Source organism: Flavobacterium sp. NKUCC04_CG (genome assembly GCF_019345525.1).
GTDB lineage: Bacteria > Bacteroidota > Bacteroidia > Flavobacteriales > Flavobacteriaceae > Flavobacterium.
In genome coordinates this window covers 150,932-175,357 of sequence record NZ_JAHKRA010000003.1, presented here as the reverse complement: position 1 = coordinate 175,357, position 24,426 = coordinate 150,932, and the positions used below count along the sequence as shown (strand labels likewise).

20 protein-coding genes are annotated in these 24,426 nt (G+C 37.2%); 13 read left to right on the top strand and 7 right to left on the bottom strand.

Going from position 1 to position 24,426, the window contains the following annotated elements:
- Positions 1-26 precede the first annotated feature (26 nt).
- Positions 27-626: a thioredoxin family protein gene (locus tag KO524_RS03615; RefSeq protein WP_219290221.1), complete on the top strand. Its 600-nt coding sequence runs from the start codon at positions 27-29 to the stop codon at positions 624-626.
- A gap of 54 nt (positions 627-680) precedes the next feature.
- On the opposite strand, the gene KO524_RS03610 is transcribed toward KO524_RS03615, so the two are convergent.
- From KO524_RS03610 to KO524_RS03585, 6 genes are all read right to left on the bottom strand, one after another.
- On the bottom strand, positions 681-1,121 hold the full coding sequence (locus KO524_RS03610) for a KTSC domain-containing protein (protein WP_219290218.1): 441 nt from the start codon (positions 1,119-1,121) through the stop codon (positions 681-683).
- A 194-nt stretch (positions 1,122-1,315) separates the two neighbouring features.
- On the bottom strand, positions 1,316-1,942 hold the full coding sequence (locus KO524_RS03605; RefSeq protein WP_219290215.1) for a YiiX/YebB-like N1pC/P60 family cysteine hydrolase: 627 nt from the start codon (positions 1,940-1,942) through the stop codon (positions 1,316-1,318).
- A gap of 16 nt (positions 1,943-1,958) precedes the next feature.
- Positions 1,959-2,687: a tRNA pseudouridine(55) synthase TruB gene (gene truB, locus KO524_RS03600; RefSeq protein ID WP_219290212.1), complete on the bottom strand. Its 729-nt coding sequence runs from the start codon at positions 2,685-2,687 to the stop codon at positions 1,959-1,961.
- A 5-nt stretch (positions 2,688-2,692) separates the two neighbouring features.
- Positions 2,693-3,502: an undecaprenyl-diphosphate phosphatase gene (locus tag KO524_RS03595; protein WP_219290209.1), complete on the bottom strand. Its 810-nt coding sequence runs from the start codon at positions 3,500-3,502 to the stop codon at positions 2,693-2,695.
- A 25-nt stretch (positions 3,503-3,527) separates the two neighbouring features.
- On the bottom strand, positions 3,528-3,770 hold the full coding sequence (locus KO524_RS03590) for a DUF3098 domain-containing protein (protein ID WP_219290206.1): 243 nt from the start codon (positions 3,768-3,770) through the stop codon (positions 3,528-3,530).
- A gap of 9 nt (positions 3,771-3,779) precedes the next feature.
- The gene (locus KO524_RS03585) at positions 3,780-4,661 is read right to left on the bottom strand and encodes an ABC transporter permease (RefSeq protein WP_219290201.1); all 882 of its coding nucleotides are present in this window, start codon (positions 4,659-4,661) and stop codon (positions 3,780-3,782) included.
- A gap of 292 nt (positions 4,662-4,953) precedes the next feature.
- Here KO524_RS03585 and leuS point away from each other — a divergent pair, with 292 nt between their 5' ends.
- The gene (leuS, locus tag KO524_RS03580) at positions 4,954-7,770 is read left to right on the top strand and encodes a leucine--tRNA ligase (protein ID WP_219290192.1); all 2,817 of its coding nucleotides are present in this window, start codon (positions 4,954-4,956) and stop codon (positions 7,768-7,770) included.
- 72 nt (positions 7,771-7,842) lie between these two features.
- On the opposite strand, the gene KO524_RS03575 is transcribed toward leuS, so the two are convergent.
- Positions 7,843-8,223 carry an SPOR domain-containing protein gene (locus tag KO524_RS03575; protein WP_219290189.1) on the bottom strand — a complete coding sequence of 127 codons (381 nt, stop codon included), beginning with the start codon at positions 8,221-8,223 and terminating at the stop codon, positions 7,843-7,845.
- 217 nt (positions 8,224-8,440) lie between these two features.
- Here KO524_RS03575 and KO524_RS03570 point away from each other — a divergent pair, with 217 nt between their 5' ends.
- From KO524_RS03570 to ruvA, 11 genes are all read left to right on the top strand, one after another.
- Positions 8,441-9,712 (top strand): c-type cytochrome, encoded by a 1,272-nt coding sequence (locus KO524_RS03570; protein WP_219290186.1) that lies wholly within the window; start codon positions 8,441-8,443, stop codon positions 9,710-9,712.
- A gap of 31 nt (positions 9,713-9,743) precedes the next feature.
- Positions 9,744-12,794 carry a TAT-variant-translocated molybdopterin oxidoreductase gene (locus KO524_RS03565; protein ID WP_219290183.1) on the top strand — a complete coding sequence of 1,017 codons (3,051 nt, stop codon included), beginning with the start codon at positions 9,744-9,746 and terminating at the stop codon, positions 12,792-12,794.
- A 37-nt stretch (positions 12,795-12,831) separates the two neighbouring features.
- Entirely contained in the window at positions 12,832-14,244 is a 1,413-nt protein-coding gene (nrfD, locus tag KO524_RS03560) for an NrfD/PsrC family molybdoenzyme membrane anchor subunit (RefSeq protein ID WP_219290180.1), read from the top strand.
- 6 nt (positions 14,245-14,250) lie between these two features.
- Positions 14,251-14,775, top strand: a complete 525-nt coding sequence (locus tag KO524_RS03555; RefSeq protein ID WP_219290177.1) for a DUF3341 domain-containing protein — start codon at positions 14,251-14,253, stop codon at positions 14,773-14,775.
- Positions 14,776-14,783: 8 nt separating this feature from the next.
- Entirely contained in the window at positions 14,784-15,329 is a 546-nt protein-coding gene (locus tag KO524_RS03550) for a cytochrome c (RefSeq protein ID WP_219290174.1), read from the top strand.
- Positions 15,330-15,355: 26 nt separating this feature from the next.
- The gene (locus KO524_RS03545) at positions 15,356-16,672 is read left to right on the top strand and encodes a quinol:cytochrome C oxidoreductase (protein ID WP_219290171.1); all 1,317 of its coding nucleotides are present in this window, start codon (positions 15,356-15,358) and stop codon (positions 16,670-16,672) included.
- A gap of 19 nt (positions 16,673-16,691) precedes the next feature.
- Entirely contained in the window at positions 16,692-17,873 is a 1,182-nt protein-coding gene (locus KO524_RS03540) for a cytochrome c oxidase subunit II (RefSeq protein ID WP_219290168.1), read from the top strand.
- A gap of 33 nt (positions 17,874-17,906) precedes the next feature.
- A complete protein-coding gene (locus KO524_RS03535) occupies positions 17,907-19,715 on the top strand; it encodes a cbb3-type cytochrome c oxidase subunit I (RefSeq protein WP_219290165.1) in 1,809 nt (602 codons plus the stop codon).
- 278 nt (positions 19,716-19,993) lie between these two features.
- A complete protein-coding gene (ruvB, locus tag KO524_RS03530) occupies positions 19,994-21,016 on the top strand; it encodes a Holliday junction branch migration DNA helicase RuvB (protein WP_219290162.1) in 1,023 nt (340 codons plus the stop codon).
- A 343-nt stretch (positions 21,017-21,359) separates the two neighbouring features.
- Positions 21,360-23,642, top strand: coding sequence for an NADP-dependent malic enzyme (locus KO524_RS03525; protein WP_219290159.1), 2,283 nt, complete (start codon positions 21,360-21,362; stop codon positions 23,640-23,642).
- 200 nt (positions 23,643-23,842) lie between these two features.
- The gene (gene ruvA, locus KO524_RS03520; RefSeq protein ID WP_219290156.1) at positions 23,843-24,424 is read left to right on the top strand and encodes a Holliday junction branch migration protein RuvA; all 582 of its coding nucleotides are present in this window, start codon (positions 23,843-23,845) and stop codon (positions 24,422-24,424) included.
- The last annotated feature ends 2 nt before the right edge of the window (positions 24,425-24,426 follow it).

The following is a 24,426-nucleotide window of genomic DNA, read 5'->3' as shown; positions in this document are numbered from 1 at the left end:
ATTTGAATGCATAAATTTACTATAAAATGAAAAACATCATTACACAAAGTTTGGAAAAAAGTTATACCTACCAACAATACCGATCTTTTGTGACTAAAGCTCTGGAGAATAATCCGGAAATCTTAGAATTGGAAGAGGGATATTTGCCTTATGCTGAACTAAATGAAACGCGATTGAATCGTTTGGATAAAACCATAACGGTAGCTTCATCAGTGGAGGTAAAGTTACAACAATTAAAGGGACAATATATTTGGTTGGTTATTTCTGAAAGTTGGTGTGGTGATGCCGCTCAAATTTTACCTATACTCCATAAAATGTCTGAAGTAACTCCTGCGGTTGATTTGGTGGTGGTTTTTAGAGATCAAAATGAGGAATTAATGGAGGAATTCTTGACCAACGGAGGTAAGGCAATTCCAAAAGTTATTGTTTTGGATAAAGCTACTTTGGAGGTATTGGCTGATTGGGGACCCAGACCAGTAGGGGCACAGAAAACGGTGGATGACTATAAGGCTGCAAACGGACAATTCGACGATGAAGGTATCGTTGCCTTACAAAAATGGTATGCTAAGGATAAGGGAATTGCTGTTCAAAGGGAAATCGAACAATTGATGAGTCAATTGGACTAAGGCAATTAGAATAATGCTGAGATTTTTGATTAAAAATCTCAGCATTATATATATCTATTCCGCGTTACCGGTTTTTCTATAGATGAATTCATTATAGATGTGTCTTCTAGCAAAACGAGCTGGAGAATCTGCATTGACCAATTTGATATACGTATTTCTAGGAACACTAAAGTATTCGTAGCTGCTTCCGTTTGTAAAACTAATAGTTAAAACAGAACGTTCGTAATTGAAATCTTGAATACTAGATTTTGTAGTCGTTTCTGTGTATTCTGGTAAGGTATTCGCAATGGTTTCAGGTGCAATACTTACCAAAAAGTGATAAGCTTCGATGATTTTCTTGCTTTTTTCTTCCGCTTCTAATTGAGCTTCAGGATTGTCTTGAATTTTATCAGGATGAAATTCCTTCATAAAATTGCGATAAATCGTTTTTAATTCTTTTAATTCGGTTGTTTTCTCTACACCCAAAAGAGTTCTGTGACTGATAATTCTTTTCATAAATAAAATGAGGTCTTTATCGTTTTTATAAGAGCAACATCAGTTGGGCTCCAAAACAATAATTTCGGCAAAAGTACATTTATAAAATCAATTTTACGGTATCGAGTTTCTTTTTCCTGAAATATGATGTAAAAATAATAGGATTTTTTTGCTGAAAATTGTGGAATTGCCCTTGTTCCCAACTTAAAAAAAAATTATTTTAAAGGGCCAATTACTGTGATTTTATCAGAAGTAGACATGCCTCCGGGGTTGCAACCCGGTAAACCTTCGGGAATAGGTTGATTTAAGTTGGCAAAATACGACACCCATATCGGAAAGAATTCGTCAGAACCCAGGGGTTTGTAAGTCATGGGGTATAAATTAAAAAACGGTTTTTTATATGCGAATTGGAAAGCGTCATAAATTAATTCCGAACAATAGTACTTTCCATTGTCATACAAGAACTCATCGTCATAAGCAACGCCAATTTGTGCGTTTGCAAATGCAATGGCTTTGGGAATTAGATCAGTGTAAGCTTCTTTTAGTCTAGCCAAATACATGGTTTTTGACGAATAAAGTAGAAATTGGTCTAAAGGTGTTTTTTTTACCGCTGTACCGCCGGCTTCAATCACAAAGGTTTGGCCGTTTTCAATAACGACCAAACCCATATGATTAAATTTTAAACCTTGATATCCCGTAGTAACTTCATTAATGGCGTCGCACATGGGGCCGCAGTTGAGGTTCTGGAAAATTAAATCACCATCCTTTAGGTTGGTACTATTCTGTGAAAAAGCAGTTGTTGTAAACCAAGTAAAGAGGCAGATGATAAGGATGTTTTTCAAACTAAGTTTTTTGGTTTTATAGTATGGATGGTTCCGTTGTCGTTTCAGGAATCCCCAAGACAAGGTTTTCAAAGGCTTCTACAGCGATGGCATTTTGAACGTCGTAATCGCCAATTTTAGTTCTTCTTAATGCGGTTAAATGTCCTCCAGAATTAAGTGCCTGACCAAAGTCAAAGGCCAATGAACGGATATAGGTTCCCTTAGAGCAAACGACTCTAAAATCGATTTGAGGTAGGGCTTCTTTAGTGATTTCAAATTCGTCTATAATTACTTTTCGGGTTGGAATTTCAACTTCTTCGCCTTTTCGAGCGTGTTCATATAGTCTGCGTCCATCTTTTTTAATAGCAGAAAAAATAGGTGGTTTTTGGTCAATTTCTCCTAAGAATTGCGTTCTAACTTTTTCTATTAGATCGGTATGGATATGATCGGTTTCAAAAGTCTTGTCAATTTCGGTTTCCAAGTCATACGATGGCGTGGTTGCTCCGATGTGAAAGCTTCCGGTGTATTCTTTTATTTGCCCTTGTAATTCGGATATCAGCTTGGTCGATTTTCCCGTGCAAACAATCAATAAACCCGTTGCTAACGGGTCAAGTGTACCGGCATGTCCAACCTTGATTTTTTTTAAGCCTCTATGTTTTTTTAAAGCCCATTTAATCTTGTTTACGGCCTGAAAAGACGACCAGTTTAAAGGTTTGTCGATCAATAAAATTTGACCGTTTTGAAATTCTTCAGCGGATAAATTCATGCGTATTATTTTACGTAAACAAAATAGATTAACAAAAGCGAACCAACAACAATACGGTACCAACCCCAAGGTTTAAAGCCGTATTTCTTAATGATTTCGATAAAAAATTTAATCGCCAAAATAGAAACTATAAAGGCAATTACATTGCCTAATATAAACAATTTTATGTTGTCTGGATTTTGTAATAACAGCTCGTAGCCCTTTAGTCCGGTAGTCTCATATTTCTTTAATACAATCGAATAAACCGTTACAGCTAACATGGTTGGTACAGCAAGAAAGAAAGAGAATTCTGCTGCGGTTTGTCTGGATAAGCCCTGTTGCATACCGCCGATAATGGAAGCTGCAGAACGACTTGTTCCCGGCATCATGGCCAAACATTGCCAAAAACCAATGGTTATGGCTTTTTTGATAGTAATGTCTTCTTCTTTGATGATGGTTGGGTGTTGAAAGAATTTATCGATAAACAGCAATACAAAGCCACCGATGATTAATACAATCGCAATGGGAATTGGTTCTCCCAGTACTGCGTCGATTTTTTCGTCAAAGATATAGCCTAAAACCAAAGCCGGTACTACAGCACATGCCAGTTTTACATAAAAATTGAGGCGTGTGAAATCGAAAAATTTACGCCAGTATAGGACTACTACAGCCAATATTGCACCAAATTGTATAGCGGTTTGGAATAGTTTTACGAAATCGTCGTTTTGTATATCGAAATAAGAACTCGTGAAAATCATGTGGGCGGTAGAAGATACCGGTAAATATTCGGTCAGTCCTTCTACAATAGCAAGAAGGATGGCTTGAATTAAATCCATTTAAAAAGGGTTTATGGGTGATTAGCTATTTCGCTGTTTTTTTAAATATAGAGTAGATGCAAACACCAAAACCAATAAAAATAACGGTTGGTGCTAGTCGAATTCTTCTAAAGTTAAAAATGGCATCATTGAATTCTGCTGGGTTGTCATTACCCCCGCCAGACATTAATAGATATCCCAAAGCAATAATGAGAACGCCCGCAATTAAAAAGATATAATTGGTTTTGTCAAATAGAAATTCGCTGGGTTGTTTTTCGTTTTTATTCATGATATGGTCTTAATATAATTCGTCTGATTTTAAATTTAAGAAACGCTGTGTTGCAAAAAACGTACTTATCGATGTTATAATAATTCCCACTATAAATATTCCCGCGGAAATAAATAATATCGGCATATAATCCTCTTGGAATCCCAATCCCAATGAAGGGAATTTTAAATCTAAATAATAAGATACACCAAATACTCCAGCTATGGCAAGTAAAGAACCGATGATGCCGAGTTTCATACTATGCCAAATAAAAGGGCGGCGTATAAATGATTTTGTTGCACCTACCATCTGCATGGTTTTTATAATAAATCGACTGGAGAAAATCAATAACCTCAAAGAACTGTTGATCAATAGCATCGCGACCACTGCTAAAAAGCCACTGATAACCAACATCCAAAACGTAATGGTTTTGATGTTTTCGTTAACCAATTCTACCAGTTGTTTGTCATACACGGTATCGCTTATTAAATCGTTGTTTTTAAATTCTAATTCAATTTTTTTAATGCTGTCGGCTACGACATAGTCTCCTTTAAGGTGAATGTCGAAAGAGTTTTCTAAGGGATTAAAACCTAAGAAATGAAGAAAATCTTCGCCTATAATATCTTGATGTGATTTGGCAGCAGAGTCCTTAGAAACGTAATGAACGTCTTTAACATAGGCTGCTGATTGCATTTCTTTTAGAAATTGATCTAAATCGGAGCTGGTGGCTTTGTCGTTAAAATAGACAGACATCGGAATGGTTTCTCTAAAATTATTAGAGATTTTTTCAGAATTCATAATGAATAATCCCAAGGTTCCCAACAGGAAAAGCACTAGAAAAATACTCAATATGACTGAAAAATAGGAAGAAATTAATTTTCTTTTTTGATATCTCTCAAAAGATGAAGCCATAGTTCTTTTTTTAAGCGGTAAAAATAATAAACAAAAACGTCTTTAAACGATAATAACGGCTAAAGATTTATATTTCTTATAAATATAGTGTATTTTTGCGGGAATTGATTTATTCATTGCCATCTAAACCCTGTAAGGGAGTGGGTTGTGGGTTAAAATCAAGAATCTATTGAAATCTAAATTTTTTACTACAAGCAAATAGATGTGAAATCGCCATTAACGACAGTTTGCGGAAGCAACCCGTAATGACGATAAAGCGATACCACATGATCTTAAATAATAATAACGAGATATGAAGTACATTCCAAATGAAATTGAGGCCAAGTGGCAAAGATATTGGAGCGAAAATCAAACCTTTAAGACAGAAGCCGTTTCTGATAAACCCAAATATTTTGTATTGGATATGTTTCCTTATCCTTCGGGAGCAGGACTGCATGTTGGGCATCCGTTAGGGTATATAGCCTCAGATATTTATGCGCGTTTCAAAAGACATCAAGGATTTAATGTGTTGCATCCTCAGGGGTATGATAGTTTTGGTTTGCCGGCAGAGCAGTATGCTATTCAAACAGGACAGCATCCGGCAGTAACCACAGAGGCTAATATTCTGAGATACCGCGAACAATTGGATCGAATCGGTTTTTCATTTGATTGGAGTAGAGAGGTGCGGACTTCAGAACCGGATTATTATAAACACACCCAGTGGATTTTTATACAATTGTTTAATTCTTGGTATAACTTAATTACAAATCGTGCCGAGTCTATAGAGGATTTGGTAACTGTATTCGCTGCTGAGGGTAATGGAACTGTACAAGCGGTTTGCGACGAGGGGATTTCTTTGTTTAGCGCTGCACAATGGGCTGCTTTTACGGCAGACGAACAAGAGCAGGTTTTGTTGCAATATCGAATGACTTATTTGGCGGAAACCGAAGTGAATTGGTGTCCAGCGCTGGGAACGGTATTGGCTAATGACGAAATCATTAACGGTTTGTCTGAAAGAGGAGGGCATCCGGTGGTTAGAAAGAAAATGACACAATGGAGTATGCGCATTTCTGCCTATGCCGATCGTTTGTTAGAAGGATTGGATACCATTGATTGGAGTGATAGTTTAAAGGAGAGCCAACGCAATTGGATTGGAAAATCCGTTGGAGCTTCCGTGACTTTTAAATTAAAAGATTCTACAGAGGTTATAGATGTGTTTACTACGCGTCCCGATACTATTTTTGGCGTTACTTTTATGACTTTGGCACCGGAGCACGATTTGGTGTCAAAAATAACTACTACAGCACAGCAACCGGCAGTTAGTGCCTATGTCGAAGCAACTTCAAAGCGAAGTGAGCGCGAACGTATGGCCGATGTTAAAACGATTTCTGGTGTTTTTACAGGAGCTTATGCTGAGCATCCGTTTACTAAAGAAGCCATTCCGGTTTGGATTGGTGATTATGTGTTGGCGGGTTATGGTACAGGAGCTGTAATGGCTGTTCCGGCTGGTGATGAAAGGGATTTTGCATTTGCTAAACATTTTGATATACGTATTCAAAATATTTTTGAAGGTATTGATTTATCGGAAGGGGCATATGGAGAAAAGCAAGGAGTGGTTTTGGAGCATTCCGACTTTTTAAATGGTTTGGGATATAAAGAAGCAACTGCTTTGGCAATTGAAAAATTAGAAGTTTTAAAACAAGGTAAAGGAAAAACGAATTTCCGCTTACGAGATGCTGTTTTTTCGAGACAACGCTATTGGGGAGAACCTTTTCCAGTTTATTACGTCAATGGATTACCCAAAATGATTGACGTTCAATATTTGCCGATATTATTGCCGGAGGTAGAGAAATATTTACCGACAGAAGAAGGTTTGCCTCCTTTGGGGAATGCTACTGTTTGGGCATGGGATACCGTGGCTCATCAAGTAGTTGAAAATGCTAAAATCGACAATAAAACGGTGTTTGCATTAGAATTGAATACCATGCCAGGATGGGCGGGTAGTTCGTTTTATTGGTTGCGTTATATGGAGGCGAATAATCAGGATGAAATTGCGTCAAAAGAGGCAATTCAATATTGGCAGAACGTAGATTTATATATAGGAGGAAACGAACATGCTACAGGGCATTTGTTGTATGCTCGTTTTTGGAATAAGTTTTTAAAAGATATCGGTATTGTTGCAGTTGAGGAGCCTTTTAAAAAGCTGATCAATCAAGGAATGATACTTGGGAATAGTGCTTTTGTTTACCGTTTAGAAGGTAGTAATACCTTTATTTCAAAAAATGCGATAAGCGATCAAAAAGTACAGGCGCTTCACGTGGATGTCAGTTTGGTGAATGCATCAAGTGAATTGGACGTGGAGGGCTTTAAAGCCTGGCGTCCAGATTTTGCTTCGGCTAGTTTTGTTTTTGATGACAATGGGAAATACATCGTTGGACATGAGGTGGAGAAAATGTCCAAATCGAAGTTTAACGTAGTTAATCCTGATGATATTTGCGAAGAATATGGCGCAGACACCTTGCGTTTGTATGAAATGTTTTTAGGTCCTTTAGAGCAGGCTAAGCCTTGGAATACCGCTGGAATCAGCGGAGTTTTTGGGTTTTTAAAAAAATTGTGGAGGTTGTATGCCGATGATAACGGTATAGCGGTTATCGATGATGAGCCTACGACAGAAATGTATAAAAGCCTTCATAAAACCATTAAAAAAGTTTCAGAGGATATAGAGAACTTCTCATTTAATACTTCGGTTTCTCAATTTATGATCTGTGTAAACGAATTGAGCCAGCAAAAATGTCATCACCGTGCCATTTTAGAGCCTTTAGCAGTTGTAATAGCACCTTATGCGCCTCATATAGCAGAAGAGCTTTGGTTTATTTTAGGGCATCATGAATCGGTGTCAAAACAAGCTTTTCCAGATTTCATTGCGTCGTACTTAATTGAGAGTACTAAGGAATACCCCGTTTCTTTTAATGGTAAAATGCGATTTAAATTAGAATTGCCAATGGATTTAACTGCTGCTCAAATTGAAGAAATCGTGATGAAAGATGCGCGTACAGTGGCACAGTTAAATGGTGTAGCTCCTAAAAAGGTCATCATTGTTCCGGGCAAAATCATTAATTTGGTAGGCTAAGGATTTTAAAATAAAGGAACTGTTATTGCTACTAACAGTTAAATAAAAAAGACCGCTCTAAAGCGGTCTTTTTTATTTATTAGGTCTGATGATTAAAGCATTGGGGAATGATGATTTAATCGCTTGTAGGTTCCGCTCAGCCTCGATGCGGGTGTTGAAATTTCCAACCCATACTTTGTAAGAGGGATTGGTGTAAACAATACTACCATCGAGTTGTGAGTATTGTTGATTGAATTGACTAAGTCTGTTTCTCGCTTCGGAATTGCTGCCGTAAAAAATCTGAATTTTAAAACGATCGTTCACTGTAGTCGAAGAATTGACTTTTCGCTTCTCATTTAGTAAGGTTTGGAAGCTTGGGTCTTCTTGAATAGTAACTTTTTGTTGTTGAGCGAAGCATACATTTGCGCAACAAATTAAGTAGGTTGTTGCTAAAAGGTTTCTTAAAATTCTCATAATGAATTATATTTGAGGCAAAAGTACGATATATATAAATAAATACACAAGAGTGGTCTATTTAGAATAGGTATAAATTACATTTTAAGTCTGGTAAAGGTTTTAAGAGTAATTCATAAATTGTATTTTTGTCGGAGTTTATAAATAGGGTAGTTAATAGAAAGCTAATATTAGCACAAAAAAACTATCTAATTTAGTTGATAATCATTTTATAACTATGGAAAAAGTGGGTAACCATAATTCGTTTTCAAAGATTTTTTTCTTTTGTTTAGCGTTAATGCTATCGTTCTCTACAGTTTCGTTTGCTCAAGACGCAGCAAAAGGTAGAGAAGTATTTAATTCAAACTGTGCGGCATGTCATAAGCTGGATGGAAATTCAACAGGGCCTGCGCTACGTGGTGTAGTCGAAAGACACGACACCGCTTGGTTGCACAAATGGATTAAGAGTAGTTCGTCCTTGATCAAATCAGGGGATGCAGCTGCTGTAAAGCTCTTCAATGAGTGGAATAAAGTCGTGATGAATGACTTTCCCGCTCTTTCTGACGAGGATATCGACAATATTTTAGCTTATACTTCTGAGCCTGCAAAGGTGGCGCCTGCGCCAACTGCTGCTGCTGGAGGTGCTCAAGGCGGTGGTTCGAACGATGTTTCGAATATGGTAGTCTTGGGGGCATTGGTATTGGTGTTGTTGCTTTTGGTAGCGATGCTGTTCTTTGTTAAGAAAGTTTTAAATAAAGTCGTTGAGGCTAACGGATTGACTCCGGAAGTTCGTCAGAGTGTTCCAATTTGGAAGGCATTTGCTAAAAATCAATTTATGGTTGTTCTAACGACAATTGTATTTATTTTGGTAGGTTCTTATTTTGCTTACGGTTATTTAATGCAAATAGGGGTTGATAAAGGGTACGAACCGGTACAGCCTATCCATTTCTCTCATAAAATTCACGCTGGTGACAACGGTATTGATTGTAAATACTGTCACTCTTCTGCACGTGTGAGTAAAACCTCTGGAATTCCTTCATTGAATGTTTGTATGAACTGTCATAAGAGCATTAGTGAATTTCAAGGTGATGAAGGTGTAGATTATGGAAACTACAGCCCGGAATTCTATACAGCTGAAATTCAAAAATTATATGCTGCTGTAGGTTGGGATGCTGCAACTCAAAAGTATACTGGTGAAGAAAAACCGGTGAAATGGGTTAGAATTCACAATTTGCCAGATTTTGTGTACTATAATCACTCTCAGCACGTTTCTGTAGCTGGATTGGAGTGTCAAACTTGTCATGGTCCTGTAGAGGAAATGGAAGTAATGAGACAACATTCTCCATTAACTATGGGATGGTGTATTGATTGCCACCGTAAAACGGATGTCAAAATGGAAAACAATGAGTATTATGCGAAAATTCATGAAGAATTGTCTAAGAAATACGGAGTTGAGAAATTGACCGTTGCGCAAATGGGTGGTTTAGAGTGTGGAAAGTGCCACTATTAAAAATAATTTAAGAAGCTAATATATATATACAATGGCATCAAACAAAAAATACTGGAAAAGTGTTGAAGAGCTGAATGATAATAGTTCTATTGTTGAGACGCTAAGAAACAATGAGTTTGTTGAGGAGATTCCTACAGATGAATTTCTTGGAGATAAAGATACTTTGTCTACTTCATCAACTACTCGTCGGGACTTTTTGAAATACGTTGGTTTTTCTACAGCAGCAGCTTCTTTAGCGGCTTGTGAAGGACCGGTGATTAAGTCGATTCCTTATGTTGTTCAGCCGGAAGAAATTATTCCGGGAGTAGCAGATTTTTATGCTACTACGATTGCTGATGGTTTTGATTTTACAAATATTTTAGTTAAAACCCGTGAAGGGCGTCCGATTAAAGTTGAAAATAATAATTTGTCAAGTGCTTTGTCAGGAGCTAACGCTCGTGTGCATGCATCGGTACTGTCTTTATATGATAATCTTCGTTTAAAGCAACCGAAAATTGAAGGCAATGCAACTTCTTGGGAAGATGTAAATTCTAAAATCAAAGCGAGTTTAGATGAAGCAAAAACAACAGGAGCTAAAGTGGTTTTGTTGACAAATACAATGGCAAGTCCATCTACGGACCGATTGATTGGAGAGTTTTTGACTCTAAATCCATCTGCGAAACACATTGTTTATGATGCGGTTTCTTCAACTGCTGCATTAGATGCTTACCAAACTGTTTATGGAGAACGCGCTTTAGCTGACTATGATTTTGGTCAGGCTGATTTGATTCTTTCAGTAGGGGCTGATTTGTTGGGTGACTGGCAAGGTGGTGGATATGATACGGCTTACGGAATGAAGAGAATTCCGAAAAACGGTAAAATGTCAAAGCACATTCAGATTGAGGCTAATATGTCGTTGTCTGGTGCAAATGCAGATAAGAGAATTTCTTTGACTGTTGCAGAGCAAAAATTAGCCTTGGTTAAGATTTACAATGCAATTGTTGGTGGTTCTGTTTCTGCTGGAGCAACTTCTAGAGATAAAGAGATTGAAATAGCGGCTAAACAATTGAAAGCTGCTGGTACAGGTGGGGTTTTAGTTTCAGGATTGGAAGATGTAAATGCGCAATTATTGGTGTTTGCAATTAATCAAGCTTTGGGATCTAAGGCGTTTTTACCATCAAAACCTAAATACGTTCGTAAAGGAAATGCTGCTGAAGTAGCGCAATTGGTAAAAGATATGAATGCGGGTGCAGTGCATACGTTAATCATGAGTGGGGTAAACCCGGTTTACACATTGCCAAATGCTAAGTCTTTTGAAGACGGGCTTAAAAAGGTTAAAACATCTGTGTCGTTCTCTATGAAAGAGGATGAAACAGTACTACATACTAAAATAGCGGCGGCTTTGCCTCATTACTTAGAGTCATGGGGAGATGTTATGATTCGCAAAGGACACTACAGTGTAGTGCAACCTACGATTCGCCCGTTATTTGATACAAGACAATTACAAGACGCTTTGTTGGTATGGAACGGAAGTACTACTGCTTATTATGATTATTTAAAATCAGTGGGAAGTTCTGTGTTAGACGGGGTGAGTTGGAATAAATTGGTTCATGATGGTTTTGCGGAATTTTCTGCTTCCAACGACCAAAATGCAGGACATGATTATGCAGCAGCTGCAGCGTCTTTAGGTCAAACTAAAAAAGCGGCAGGTCTGGAATTGGTATTGTATACCAAAACTGGAATGGGTGATGGACAACAAGCAAACAATCCTTGGTTGCAAGAGTTTCCAGATCCATTGACTCGTGTGTCTTGGGATAATTATTTGACTATTTCTAAGTCAGATGCAGCTTCTTTTGATCTTAAAAATTATCATGTTGCTAACGGTGGACTTAACGGAAGTTATGCTTCGGTAACTGTTAATGGCGTAACCTTGGAAAACGTTCCTGTATTGATTCAACCAGGTCAGGCTGTTGGAACAGTTGGTTTGTCTTTCGGTTATGGTCGTAAAGCGGCAATGAAAAAAGAAATGCAGGTAGGTATTAATGCTTACCAATTGTATAATGATTTTAATACGGTTCAGACGGTATCTATTGCGAAATCGACGGGTGATCACGAGTTTGCTTGTGTTCAGTTGCAGAATACGTTAATGGGTAGAGGGGATATTATTAAAGAAACAACTCTAGAGGTATTTAACTCTAAAGATGTTAGGGATTGGAATATCATTCCTATGGTTTCTTTAGATCACCAATCTGTTCCGGCAAGTTCTGTGGATATTTGGGAGTCTTTTGACCGTAGTGTTGGACACCATTTCAATCTGTCTATCGACTTAAACGCTTGTACTGGATGTGGGGCTTGTGTTATTGCATGTCATGCTGAAAACAACGTTCCGGTTGTAGGAAAAGATGAAATCCGTAGAAGTAGAGATATGCACTGGTTGCGTATTGACCGTTACTATTCTTCTGAAGATACGTTTGCAGGTGATGTAGATGTTAAGAATAATGCTAAAGGTTTCTCTGAAAATTTCAATACTTTCAAAGGTCTTGAAGAATCAGCAGACAACCCACAAGTGGTGTTCCAACCGGTAATGTGTCAACACTGTAATCACGCACCATGTGAGACAGTATGTCCAGTGGCGGCAACATCTCACGGACGTCAAGGTCAAAACCACATGGCTTATAACCGTTGTGTTGGTACGAGATATTGTGCAAACAACTGTCCATATAAAGTAAGACGTTTTAACTGGTTCTTATATAATAAAAATAGCGAGTTTGACTATCACATGAATGACGATTTAGGACGTATGGTATTAAATCCAGACGTAAATGTTCGTTCACGTGGGGTTATGGAGAAATGTTCTATGTGTATCCAAATGACTCAAGCAACAATTTTAACTGCCAAGAAAGAAGGTAGAGCGGTAAGTAAGGATGAATTCCAAACGGCTTGTTCTGCAGCTTGTTCTAGTGGGGCTATGGTATTCGGTGATGTCAACGACAAAGAATCGGATGTGGCTAAATTAGTTGAGGATGATAGAATGTATCATTTATTGGAGCATATTGGAACAAAACCAAACGTGTTTTATCACGTAAAAGTTAGAAATAACTAAAATAACTAATTATTAATTAAGAAACTTATAAAGGATTATGTCGTCACATTACGAAGCACCCATTAGAAAACCCTTAGTTATAGGTGATAAATCTTATCACGATATAACTGTTGATGTGGCTAGACCTGTAGAAGGGAGAGCTAACAAACAATGGTGGATAGTTTTTTCGATTGCTTTAGCCGCTTTTCTTTGGGGAGTAGGTTGTATGATCTACACTGTCGGTACAGGTATCGGTACGTGGGGATTAAATAAAACAGTTGGATGGGCTTGGGATATTACTAACTTTGTTTGGTGGGTAGGTATTGGTCACGCAGGAACATTGATTTCAGCAGTACTTTTACTATTCAGACAGAAATGGAGAATGGCTATTAACCGTTCTGCGGAAGCCATGACCATCTTCTCTGTTGTTCAAGCGGGTTTATTTCCAATTATTCACATGGGACGCCCTTGGTTGGCGTATTGGGTATTACCTATTCCAAATCAATTTGGATCATTGTGGGTGAACTTTAACTCCCCATTACTTTGGGACGTATTTGCGATTTCAACGTATTTATCGGTATCATTAGTTTTCTGGTGGACTGGATTATTACCCGATTTCGCTATGTTAAGAGATAGAGCAATCACGCCATTTACTAAAAGAATTTATTCTATTTTAAGTTTTGGTTGGAGTGGTAGAGCAAAAGACTGGCAACGTTTTGAAGAGGTGTCTTTGGTATTAGCTGGTTTGGCTACACCATTGGTACTTTCAGTACACACCATTGTATCTTTTGACTTTGCAACCTCTGTTATACCGGGATGGCACACTACAATCTTACCTCCATATTTCGTGGCAGGGGCAATCTTCTCTGGATTTGCAATGGTAAATACCTTGTTGATCATTATGAGAAAGGTGTCTAACTTAGAAGATTATATTACGGTACAACATATTGAATTGATGAACATCGTTGTGATGATCACAGGATCTATCGTAGGGGTTGCCTATATTACGGAATTGTGGGTAGCTTGGTACTCTGGAGTAGAGTATGAGCAATATGCTTTCTTGAATAGAGCAACAGGACCTTACTGGTGGTCATATTGGTTAATGATGACTTGTAACGTAATTTCTCCACAAGTAATGTGGTTTAAGAAAATTAGAACAAGTATTATGGCTTCTTTCATTATTTCTATTATTGTAAATATTGGGATGTGGTTTGAACGTTTCGTTATTATTGTTACGTCTTTACATAGAGATTACTTGCCTTCTTCATGGACTATGTTCCAGCCTACTTTTGTAGATGCGGGTATTTATATTGGAACTATTGGATTTTTCTTTGTGCTTTTCTTATTATATTCTAGAAGTTTCCCTGTAATTGCGCAAGCGGAGGTGAAAACGATTCTTAAATCATCTGGAGATAATTTTAAAAGAGCAAGAGCTGCCAATCACGATAACAATCAATCTTTAAATCATTAATTCGGTATGAGTACTAAAGTTATACACGCGATTTATAATGATGATGACGTTTTGTTACACGCAGTTGCTGAAACTAGAGCTGCTCATCATCATATCGAAGAGGTTTACACACCTTTTCCAGTTCACGGTTTGGACAAAGCTATGGGCTTAGCGCCTACTAGAATTGCCATAGCTTCATTCTTATATGGATTAGTGGGACTTTCATTTGCAACGTTCCTGATGAATTATATTATGATTGAAGATTGGCCGCAAGACATTGGGGGAAAACCAAGTTTTAGTTATATTCAAAACATGCCGGCTTTCGTGCCAATTATGTTTGAGTTAACGGTGTTCTTCGCTGCCCACTTAATGGTAATTACTTTTTATCTTAGAAGTAAATTATGGCCTTTTAAAGAAGCTGAAAATCCAGATGTTAGAACAACTGACGACCATTTCTTGATGGAAGTTGCCTTAAAAGGTGACGAAGAAGAAGCGGTAGAGTTCTTTAAAAAAACTGGTGCGGTAGAGGTAAAAGTAATCGATAAAGAATAATGGTAGAAATGAAAACTATATACAAAATAGCAGCTTTAGTAGGGGTTTCTGTATTGACTACTTCTTGTTTTAATAAAGAAAGACCCAACTACCAGTTTTTTCCGAATATGTACGAATCAGTAGCTTACGAAACATATTCTGAATCAACAGCTTTTAAAAATGGTAAAGAAGGTCAATTACCTGCAGAGCACACTGTGCCTCGTGGTTTTGAGCCTTATGAATACGAAAACACAACAGAAGGATTAGAGGCTGCAAAAGCTAATCTTAAATCCCCTTTGACAGCTGACGAAAGAGCTAGTGAAAAAGGAAAAGAGTTGTTTACAATTTATTGCGGTGTTTGTCACGGCGATAAAGGTGATGGAAAAGGGAATCTAGTTAAAAGAGAGAAATTTCTTGGGGTTCCTAGTTACGCTGATCGTGAGTTAACTGAAGGAGGTATATTCCACGTGATTACTTATGGATTGAACTCCATGGGTTCTCATGCAAACCAATTAAATCAACATGAACGTTGGTTGGTTTCAGATTACGTGTTGAAATTGAAATCAGAATTATAATTGTAAAACTTATTTGAAGTTTAGATATGTACACATTTTCAAAAAGATTGAAAACCTTTGCAATGATTCTAATGATCTTAGGATTAATAGGAATCGTTTACGGGTTTATCAGTGCACCAAAAACGGTTAATGACGTCGAGCGTATTTTAACAGAACAGCACCATGGAGGAGCTCATGATGTAGCTGCAGATGCTGGGCATCACGCTGAAGTGAGTGCCGCTGAACATGCAGAACATCAACACCACTTAGAGCACGTTCTGCAACAAATGCAAAACAAACCTTGGGCAGCCTTATATATTGCTTGTATTTTCTTTATGTTGATTTCCCTTGGGGTTTTAGCATTCTATGCAATCCAATATGCTGCACAAGCAGGATGGTCACCAGTATTATTTAGAGTAATGGAAGGAATCACCGCGTATTTACTACCGGGATCACTTATCTTCTTTGTACTGTTGGTATTGTCAAGCATGAATTTAAATCACTTGTTTATTTGGATGGATCCAGAGGTTGTTGCCAATGACCCTATTATCCAAGCTAAAACAGGATTTTTAAACGTTCCTTTCTTCCTTATTAGAGCAGTAGTGTTCTTGGCTGGATGGAACCTATACAGACACTATGCTGTTAAGAACTCAAGAGCTCTTGACGAAACGAATGATTTGAAATTCTACAAAAAGAACTTTAAATTATCTGCAGCATTTCTAGTGTTCTTTATCGTTACAGAGTCGATGATGTCTTGGGACTGGATCATGTCTATCGATACACACTGGTACAGTACGCTGTTCGGATGGTATGTATTCGCTAGTTTCTTTGTAACGGGTATTACAATTATTGCTTTCACAACTTTATACTTAAAATCTAAAGGTCTTTTAGAATATGTAAACACAAGTCATATTCACGATTTGGCAAAATTCATGTTCGGTATCAGTATCTTTTGGACGTATTTGTGGTTCTCTCAATTCATGTTGATGTGGTATTCAAATATCCCGGAAGAGGTTACTTACTTTATCTTTAGAATTCAAGAATATAAATTACCTTTCTTTGGTATGTTAGTTCTTAACTTTGTACTTCCTTTGTTATTGTTAATCAATACTGATTTCAAACGATTAACTTGGATTATTGTTATGGCTGGTTCTTTGATCGTAGTAGGACATTATTTGGATTTCTTCAATATGATTGCGCCTGGAACTGTAGGAGGTTCATGGTTTATTGGAGTATCTGAGATCGCATCGCTTTTATTCTTTGCTGGTTTGTTTATCTTTGTTGTTTTCACGGCACTTACAAAAGCTCCGTTATTAGCGAAAGGCAATCCTTTGATTGAAGAGAGTAAACATTTTCATTATTAATATTTAAAGTAATAAACAAATGACAAGTTTATTAATATTAGCCGTTGTAATATTGTTGGGAATTGCTGTTTGGCAATTGACTAAAATATTTGACCTAACGCAGATCGGATCTTCTTCAAATGATGCAGATTCCCAGATCGCTAACGACAAAGACAATAATATCAATGGATATTTAGCCTTCGGATTCTTAGCCTTTATTTATGTGATTACTATCTATTGTTTATATTACTACGGTGATTTACCTTTGATGGATAATCCAGCTTCTGAGCACGGAGTGCACGTTGATAATTTAATGTGGATCTCAATGATTTTGATTTTCATCGTTCAGATTATCACTCAAGCTTTATTACACTATTTTGCTTTCCGTTATAGAGGTAAAGAAGGAAATGTAGCTTTGTATTTCTCTGATAATGATAAATTAGAAGCCGTTTGGACTATTATTCCGGTAATCGTTTTATCTGGATTGATTTTATACGGATTGTTTGCTTGGAACGACATTATGTTTGTTGACGAGGAAGAAGAAGTAATTTATGTAGAAGTTTACGCAAAACAATTTAGCTGGGACATCCGTTATTCTGGAAAAGACAACACGCTTGGAAAAGCAAACGTTCGTTATATTGAAGGAATCAATGTAGTTGGTGCAGACATGTCTGACCCCAATTCACAAGACGATATGATGGCTAAAGAATTGCATTTACCAGTTGGTAAAAAAGTAGTATTGAAAATGCGTTCTCAAGACGTTCTTCACTCTGCTTATATGCCTCACTTTAGAGCACAGATGAACTGTGTTCCTGGAATGGTAACGCAATTTGCTTTAACTCCTTCAGTTACAACTGCAGAAATGCGTGAAAGAGCTGAAATTGTTAAGAAAGTAAATAATATTAATAAAATTAGAGGAGAAAAAAGTAAACAGTTAATCGCTGAAGGAAAAGAGGGTCTAGATCCTTATACTTTTGATTACTTATTGCTTTGTAATAAAATTTGTGGTGCTTCTCACTACAACATGCAAATTAAAATTGTTGTTGAAACTGAGGAACAATTCAATAAATGGTTAAAAGAATTACCAACATTGGGTGATCAAGTTAAGGCTGAAAAAGCAGCGGCATTGGAAGCAGCAGCTCCAAAAGTTCCTGTAGAAACAGTTACGCCTGTTACTGAAACTGTTGTTGATTCAACGGCTATAGCCCACAGAATTAAATAATTCTCACGTTTTATCTATTCAAAAAATTATACTATGTCAGCAGTAGGACACGAAATAACAAATGGTCACGACCACGACCACGATCACGAGCATCACAATAAAGGTAATTTCTTTACCAAATACGTCTTTAGTTTAGATCATAAGATGATCGCTAAACAGTATTTGATTACTGGTATTATCATGGGAATTATCGGTGTGGCAATGTCTCTTTTATTTAGAATGCAAATCGCTTGGCCGGATGAGTCTTTTAAGATTTTCAACTGGTTATTAGGTGATAGATTTGCTCCGGACGGAGTAATGAAAAATGATGTTTACTTGGCATTGGTTACCATGCACGGTAGTATCATGGTGTTCTTTGTTTTAACAGCAGGATTAAGTGGAACTTTTAGTAATCTTTTAATTCCATTGCAAATTGGAGCTAGAGATATGGCTTCTGGTTTCTTAAATATGGTTTCTTATTGGTTGTTCTTTATCTCTTCTTTGATAATGATTCTTTCATTATTCGTTGAGTCTGGACCAGCTTCTGCAGGATGGACAGTTTATCCGCCTTTAAGTGCCTTGCCTCAAGCGATACCTGGATCAGGTACAGGTATGACCATGTGGTTGATTTCTATGGCAATATTTATTGCTTCGTCTTTGATGGGGTCATTAAATTATGTTGCTACAGTAATCAATTTAAGAACTAAAGGAATGTCTATGACTAGACTACCGCTTTCTGTTTGGGCATTGTTTGTTACAGCAATTATCGGTATCGTTTCTTTCCCAGTTCTTTTGTCAGCAGCTTTATTGTTGATTTTTGATAGAAGTTTTGGTACTTCATTCTTCTTATCTGATATCTATTTGGCTGGAGAAGTATTGCATTATCAAGGAGGGTCTCCAGTTCTTTTTGAACACTTGTTCTGGTTCTTGGGTCACCCAGAGGTATATATCGTAATTTTACCAGCGATGGGAATTACATCAGAAGTTATTTCTACAAATGCTCGTAAACCTATTTTTGGTTACCGTGCGATGATTGCATCTATATTAGCTATTGCTTTCCTTTCTACTATCGTATGGGGTCACCATATGTTTGTATCGGGAATGAATCCATTCTTGGGATCTGTATTTACATTTACAACCCTATTAATTGCGATTCCATCGGCAGTAAAAGCTTTTAACTATATTACGACTCTTTGGAAAGGTAACTTACAAATGAATCCAGGTATGTTATTTTGTATTGGTTTTGTTTCGACATTCATTACAGGAGGATTAACTGGAATTATTTTAGGAGACAGTACTTTGGATATTAACGTTCACGATACTTACTTCGTTATTGCTCACTTTCACTTAGTAATGGGTATCTCTGCACTTTACGGAATGTTTGCTGGTATTTACCACTGGTTCCCTAAAATGTTTGGCCGAATGATGAATAAAAACTTAGGTTATATTCACTTCTGGGTAACAGCAGTTTGTGCTTATGGGGTTTTCTTCCCAATGCACTTTATCGGAATGGCAGGTCTTCCAAGACGTTACTATTCTAATACCGCTTTCCCATTATTTGATGACTTAGCCGATGTTAACGTTATTATCACGGTTTTCGCATTAGTGGGTGCAGCTTTCCAATTGGTGTTTTTATGGAACTTCTTTATTAGTATTTTCTACGGTAAGAAAGCTTCACAAAATCCATGGAAATCAAATACTTTGGAATGGACTACTCCAGTAGAACATATTCATGGTAACTGGCCTGGTGAATTACCAACAGTACACAGATGGCCTTATGATTATAGTAAACCTGGTTTTGAAGAAGATTTTGCACCGCAAAATTTACCGATGAGAGAAGGTGAAACTGAATTACATCACTAGAACATATCTTACTTATATAACGACAAAAGCTGCTTAATTTCTTAAGTGGCTTTTGTCATTTTTAGTTATTTCCTATACGCCTATACGTCCATTCGTCTATACGCCCATTTGTCTATATGCCCATTCGTCTATACGTCCATTCGTCTATACGTTCATTCGTCTATACGCCCATTTGCCCATTTGCCCATTTGCCCATCAGCGTATCAGCGTATCAGCGTATCCGCGTATCCGCGTATCCGCGTATCCGCTATTAAAAAAAATCAATTACCTTTGTATTTATGAATGAGAATTTAAATCCCACCAATCAGAATTTTTCTTCCGACGACTTAGATGTTGAAAAGAGATTACGTCCGCTTTCTTTTGATGACTTCGCGGGACAAGACCAGGTTTTAGATAATTTAAAGGTTTTTGTGCAAGCGGCAAATTTGAGAAACGAAGCCTTGGATCATACGTTATTTCACGGACCTCCAGGTCTTGGAAAAACAACTTTGGCCAATATTTTGGCCAATGAATTGCAGGTTGGGATTAAAATTACTTCGGGACCTGTTTTAGATAAACCGGGTGATTTGGCTGGTTTATTAACCAATTTGGAGGAGCGTGATGTTTTGTTTATCGATGAAATTCACCGTTTAAGTCCTATAGTGGAAGAGTATTTGTACTCGGCTATGGAGGATTTTAAAATTGATATTATGATCGAATCGGGGCCCAATGCACGTACCGTTCAAATTCATTTAAATCCCTTCACTTTAGTCGGAGCCACTACGCGTTCGGGATTGTTAACAGCTCCTATGCGGGCTCGTTTTGGAATTCAGAGCAGGTTGCAATATTATAATACCGAATTATTGACCAGTATAGTCGAACGCAGCTCGGGAATTTTAAAAATGCCCATTTCTATGGAAGCGGCAATTGAAATAGCTGGACGTAGTCGTGGAACGCCGCGTATAGCTAACGCTTTGTTGCGTAGGGTACGAGATTTTGCACAAATAAAAGGGAATGGCACTATTGATATTGAAATTGCCAAATATGCCTTAAATGCGCTTAATGTCGATGCTCACGGTTTGGATGAAATGGATAATAAAATTTTAAGAGTCATCATAGAAAAATTTAAAGGAGGTCCGGTAGGGCTTTCCACTTTGGCTACTGCTGTTTCTGAAAATGCCGAAACCATAGAAGAGGTTTATGAACCCTTTTTAATTCAACAAGGATTTATTATGCGTACTCCTCGTGGAAGAGAAGTGACCGATTTGGCTTTTAAACATTTGGGTTTATTTCGTCCTAGTACGCAAGGGGGACTTTTTTAAAAGCTGTTGTTTATTGTTTAGACATTAGATTAAAAGCACAAAATTATATAAGTACGATGGGCCTAAATGTAGGTTCATCGTTTTTTTTTGGATTGCTTATAATCTTTTTATTGGCAAAAAAGATGTTCGCGTTTTTCGTTTTAGTATAATTTTTTTTTCAAGGGGTTTCTTTATAGTGATATTCTGAAAAAAATGCGGCTTTAAATTCTATATTTATGATTTATGTTTAAAAAATTAAAGAAATCTTAAAGATTGTGTGCGTATTTAAGTTTGAAATTCACCTAACACAATCGGTTCTTTTTTCAATCAATAGCAGTATATTTGTTTCTCTAAACTTAAAAATATGCATAAAGACAGCAAACGAAGAGAGGCATTATTGTATCACGCGAAACCAACTCCTGGTAAAATTCAAGTGGTACCGACAAAAAAATATGCTTCTCAGAGAGATTTAGCCTTGGCTTATTCTCCTGGGGTTGCCGAACCCTGCTTAGAAATTGCAAAAGATGTAAGAAACGTTTATAAATATACTGCTAAAGGGAACTTAGTTGCTGTAATTTCGAATGGAACAGCCGTTTTGGGCTTAGGAGACATCGGACCAGAAGCGTCTAAACCCGTAATGGAAGGTAAGGGCCTACTGTTTAAAATTTTTGCAGATATTGATGTTTTTGACATTGAAGTAGATACTAAAGATGTTGAAAAATTTATTGAAACAGTAAAAAATATAGCTCCTACTTTTGGGGGTATTAACCTGGAAGATATTAAGGCGCCCGAGTCTTTTGAAATCGAAAGAAGATTAAAGGAGGAGTTGAATATTCCAGTCATGCATGACGACCAACATGGAACTGCTATTATTTCATGTGCCGCTTTGCTTAATGCAGTAGAGTTGGCAGGTAAAAAGATGCAGGAAGTTAAGATGGTCATTTCTGGAGCGGGATCTGCTGCTATTGCCTGTGCTAAACTTTATGTTGCTTTTGGTGTAGATCCCAAAAACATCATCATGTTAAATAGCAAAGGTGTTTTGAAAAAAGACGATCCTAAGATTTCGGAGATGCAAAGAGATTTTGCAACGGATATTAATATAACTACTCTTGCGGAAGCGATGGTAGATAGCGATGTTTTTATCGGTTTATCGAGTGGTGACATCTTAACCGCTGAAATGTTGTTGACTATGGCGGCTAATCCGGTGGTTTTTGCAATGGCAAATCCGACGCCAGAGATATCGTATACGTTAGCTATGGATACGCGTAAAGACATTATAATGGCTACGGGACGATCGGATCATCCTAATCAAGTTAATAATGTTTTGGGGTTTCCTTTTATCTTTCGCGGTGCTTTAGATGTTCGTGCTACTAAGATTAATGAAGAGATGAAAATGGCTGCTGTTGTTGCCTTGGCTGAATTGGCCAGAGCCTCGGTACCCGAGCAAGTTAATATTGCTTATGGCGAAACCAAATTGACCTTTGGTAGAGAATATATTATCCCAAAACCTTTCGATCCACGTTTGATTACAGTAGTTCCTCCAGCAGTAGCTAAAGCGGCTATGGAAAGTGGGGTTGCTACGGAGCCGATTACCGATTGGGAAAAATATAAAAATGAATTGTATGAGCGTATGGGTTCTGACAATAAAATTGTTAGAATGCTTACGACTAGAGCTAAAACAGACCCTAAACGTTTGGTTTTTGCAGAGGCTGATCATTTAGATGTGTTAAAAGCGGCTCAAATCGTGTCAGAAGAAGGTATTGGAATACCCGTATTATTGGGGAATAAAAAAATAATTTTGGAATTGATGAAAGAAATCGGTTTTGATGCCGATGTTGAAATTATCGATCCAAAAACAGATGAAGAAACCGAGCGTAGAAATCGTTTTGCTACTTCATATTGGGAATCTAGAAAGAGAAAAGGCACCACATTTTACGATGCGGAAAAATGGATGCGCGAGCGTAATTACTTTGCATCGATGATGGTCAATGAAGGTGATGCGGATGCTTTGGTAACGGGTTATTCAAGATCTTATCCGTCGGTGATTAAGCCCATATTAGAATTGATACCTAAAGCCGCTGGAGTTTCTAAGGTAGCAACTACCAATGTCATGATGACAAAAAGAGGACCTATGTTTTTGGCGGATACCGCTATAAATCCTAATCCTTCAGCTGAAGATTTGGCTAAAATTGCTTTGATGACAGAACGTACTGTTCGCTTGTTTGGTTTGGATCCCGTAATTGCGATGTTGTCCTTTGCTAATTTCGGATCAGCTGACCATGAGTCGCCTGCAAAAATGAGAAAAGCAGTTGCTTATTTACATGAAAATCATCCTGATATGATTGTTGATGGTGAAATTCAAATAGATTTTGCTTTAAATCCGGATATGCTTAAAGCTAAATTTCCTTTTTCTAAATTGGTAAATAAAAAGGTTAATACCCTTATTTTTCCAAATCTAGATGCCGCCAACATGATGTATAAAATGCTAAAGGAATTGGATAAAGTGACTTCTATTGGTCCAATCGTCTTAGGATTAGATAAGGCTGTTCACGTTTTTCAATTAGGTGCTAGTGTCGAAGAAATGGTCAATATGTCTGCTGTAGCAGTCGTTGATGCACAAGTTAAAGAAATGAGAAAAAAGAAATAAATTCTATTTTTAAGTAAAAATAAAAGAGGCTGTCTCCTAAGGACAGTCTCTTTTGTCGTTTTTATAGCTGTTAAATGGCTTGTTTTCGTTAATACAAATACCCGTTTTTACACTTTATCGCCTAAAAAAGCATTGGAAATAATTCTGTTAGAAAATAGTTAAAATATATTTGCTATTTTTGGATAAAATTTGCCTAAAAGATGATTGCACATATTCAAGGAAGACTGGTTGAAAAAACGCCTACTGATGTAGTGATAGATTGTGGGGGAGTTGGATATTTTATTCATATCTCTCTGCATACCTATTCGCAAATCACCAGTTCAGAAAACATTAAATTGTTTACATTTCTTCAAGTTAAGGAAGATGCGCATACGCTTTTTGGTTTTATGGAGAAGATTGAACGAGAACTTTTTAAACTTTTAATATCGGTTTCGGGTATTGGAGGTAGTACGGCTCGTGGGATGTTGTCCTCAATTACACCCCGAGAATTATTACAGGCAATTGCTTCAAATGATGTTAAAACCATACAGTCTGCAAAGGGAGTGGGGGCAAAAACGGCCCAACGTGTAATACTTGATTTACAAGAGAAAGTAATTAAATTGTATAATATTGACGATGTTTCTCTAGTTGTTAACAATACAAATGTAGAAGAAGCGTTATCAGCTTTAGAAGTTTTGGGTTTTGTAAGAAAAGCGGCGGAAAGAGTTGTAGATAAAATTTCCAAACAAACCCCAGATGCTACAGTAGAGATGATTATTAAACAAGCTTTAAAAAACTTATAATA

Excerpts from the sequence above, each read along its gene's own strand:
- KO524_RS03555 (WP_219290177.1), top strand. The coding sequence starts at position 14,251 with ATGAGTACTAAAGTTATACACGCGATTTATAATGATGATGACGTTTTG.
- KO524_RS03540 (WP_219290168.1), top strand. The coding sequence starts at position 16,692 with ATGACAAGTTTATTAATATTAGCCGTTGTAATATTGTTGGGAATTGCT.
- KO524_RS03595 (WP_219290209.1), bottom strand. The coding sequence starts at position 3,502 with ATGGATTTAATTCAAGCCATCCTTCTTGCTATTGTAGAAGGACTGACC.
- KO524_RS03575 (WP_219290189.1), bottom strand. The coding sequence starts at position 8,223 with ATGAGAATTTTAAGAAACCTTTTAGCAACAACCTACTTAATTTGTTGC.
- KO524_RS03550 (WP_219290174.1), top strand. The coding sequence starts at position 14,784 with ATGAAAACTATATACAAAATAGCAGCTTTAGTAGGGGTTTCTGTATTG.
- ruvA (WP_219290156.1), top strand. The coding sequence starts at position 23,843 with ATGATTGCACATATTCAAGGAAGACTGGTTGAAAAAACGCCTACTGAT.
- leuS (WP_219290192.1), top strand. The coding sequence starts at position 4,954 with ATGAAGTACATTCCAAATGAAATTGAGGCCAAGTGGCAAAGATATTGG.
- KO524_RS03585 (WP_219290201.1), bottom strand. The coding sequence starts at position 4,661 with ATGGCTTCATCTTTTGAGAGATATCAAAAAAGAAAATTAATTTCTTCC.
- KO524_RS03570 (WP_219290186.1), top strand. The coding sequence starts at position 8,441 with ATGGAAAAAGTGGGTAACCATAATTCGTTTTCAAAGATTTTTTTCTTT.
- truB (WP_219290212.1), bottom strand. The coding sequence starts at position 2,687 with ATGAATTTATCCGCTGAAGAATTTCAAAACGGTCAAATTTTATTGATC.
- KO524_RS03615 (WP_219290221.1), top strand. The coding sequence starts at position 27 with ATGAAAAACATCATTACACAAAGTTTGGAAAAAAGTTATACCTACCAA.
- nrfD (WP_219290180.1), top strand. The coding sequence starts at position 12,832 with ATGTCGTCACATTACGAAGCACCCATTAGAAAACCCTTAGTTATAGGT.
- KO524_RS03525 (WP_219290159.1), top strand. The coding sequence starts at position 21,360 with ATGCATAAAGACAGCAAACGAAGAGAGGCATTATTGTATCACGCGAAA.
- KO524_RS03545 (WP_219290171.1), top strand. The coding sequence starts at position 15,356 with ATGTACACATTTTCAAAAAGATTGAAAACCTTTGCAATGATTCTAATG.
- KO524_RS03610 (WP_219290218.1), bottom strand. The coding sequence starts at position 1,121 with ATGAAAAGAATTATCAGTCACAGAACTCTTTTGGGTGTAGAGAAAACA.
- KO524_RS03535 (WP_219290165.1), top strand. The coding sequence starts at position 17,907 with ATGTCAGCAGTAGGACACGAAATAACAAATGGTCACGACCACGACCAC.
- ruvB (WP_219290162.1), top strand. The coding sequence starts at position 19,994 with ATGAATGAGAATTTAAATCCCACCAATCAGAATTTTTCTTCCGACGAC.
- KO524_RS03590 (WP_219290206.1), bottom strand. The coding sequence starts at position 3,770 with ATGAATAAAAACGAAAAACAACCCAGCGAATTTCTATTTGACAAAACC.
- KO524_RS03565 (WP_219290183.1), top strand. The coding sequence starts at position 9,744 with ATGGCATCAAACAAAAAATACTGGAAAAGTGTTGAAGAGCTGAATGAT.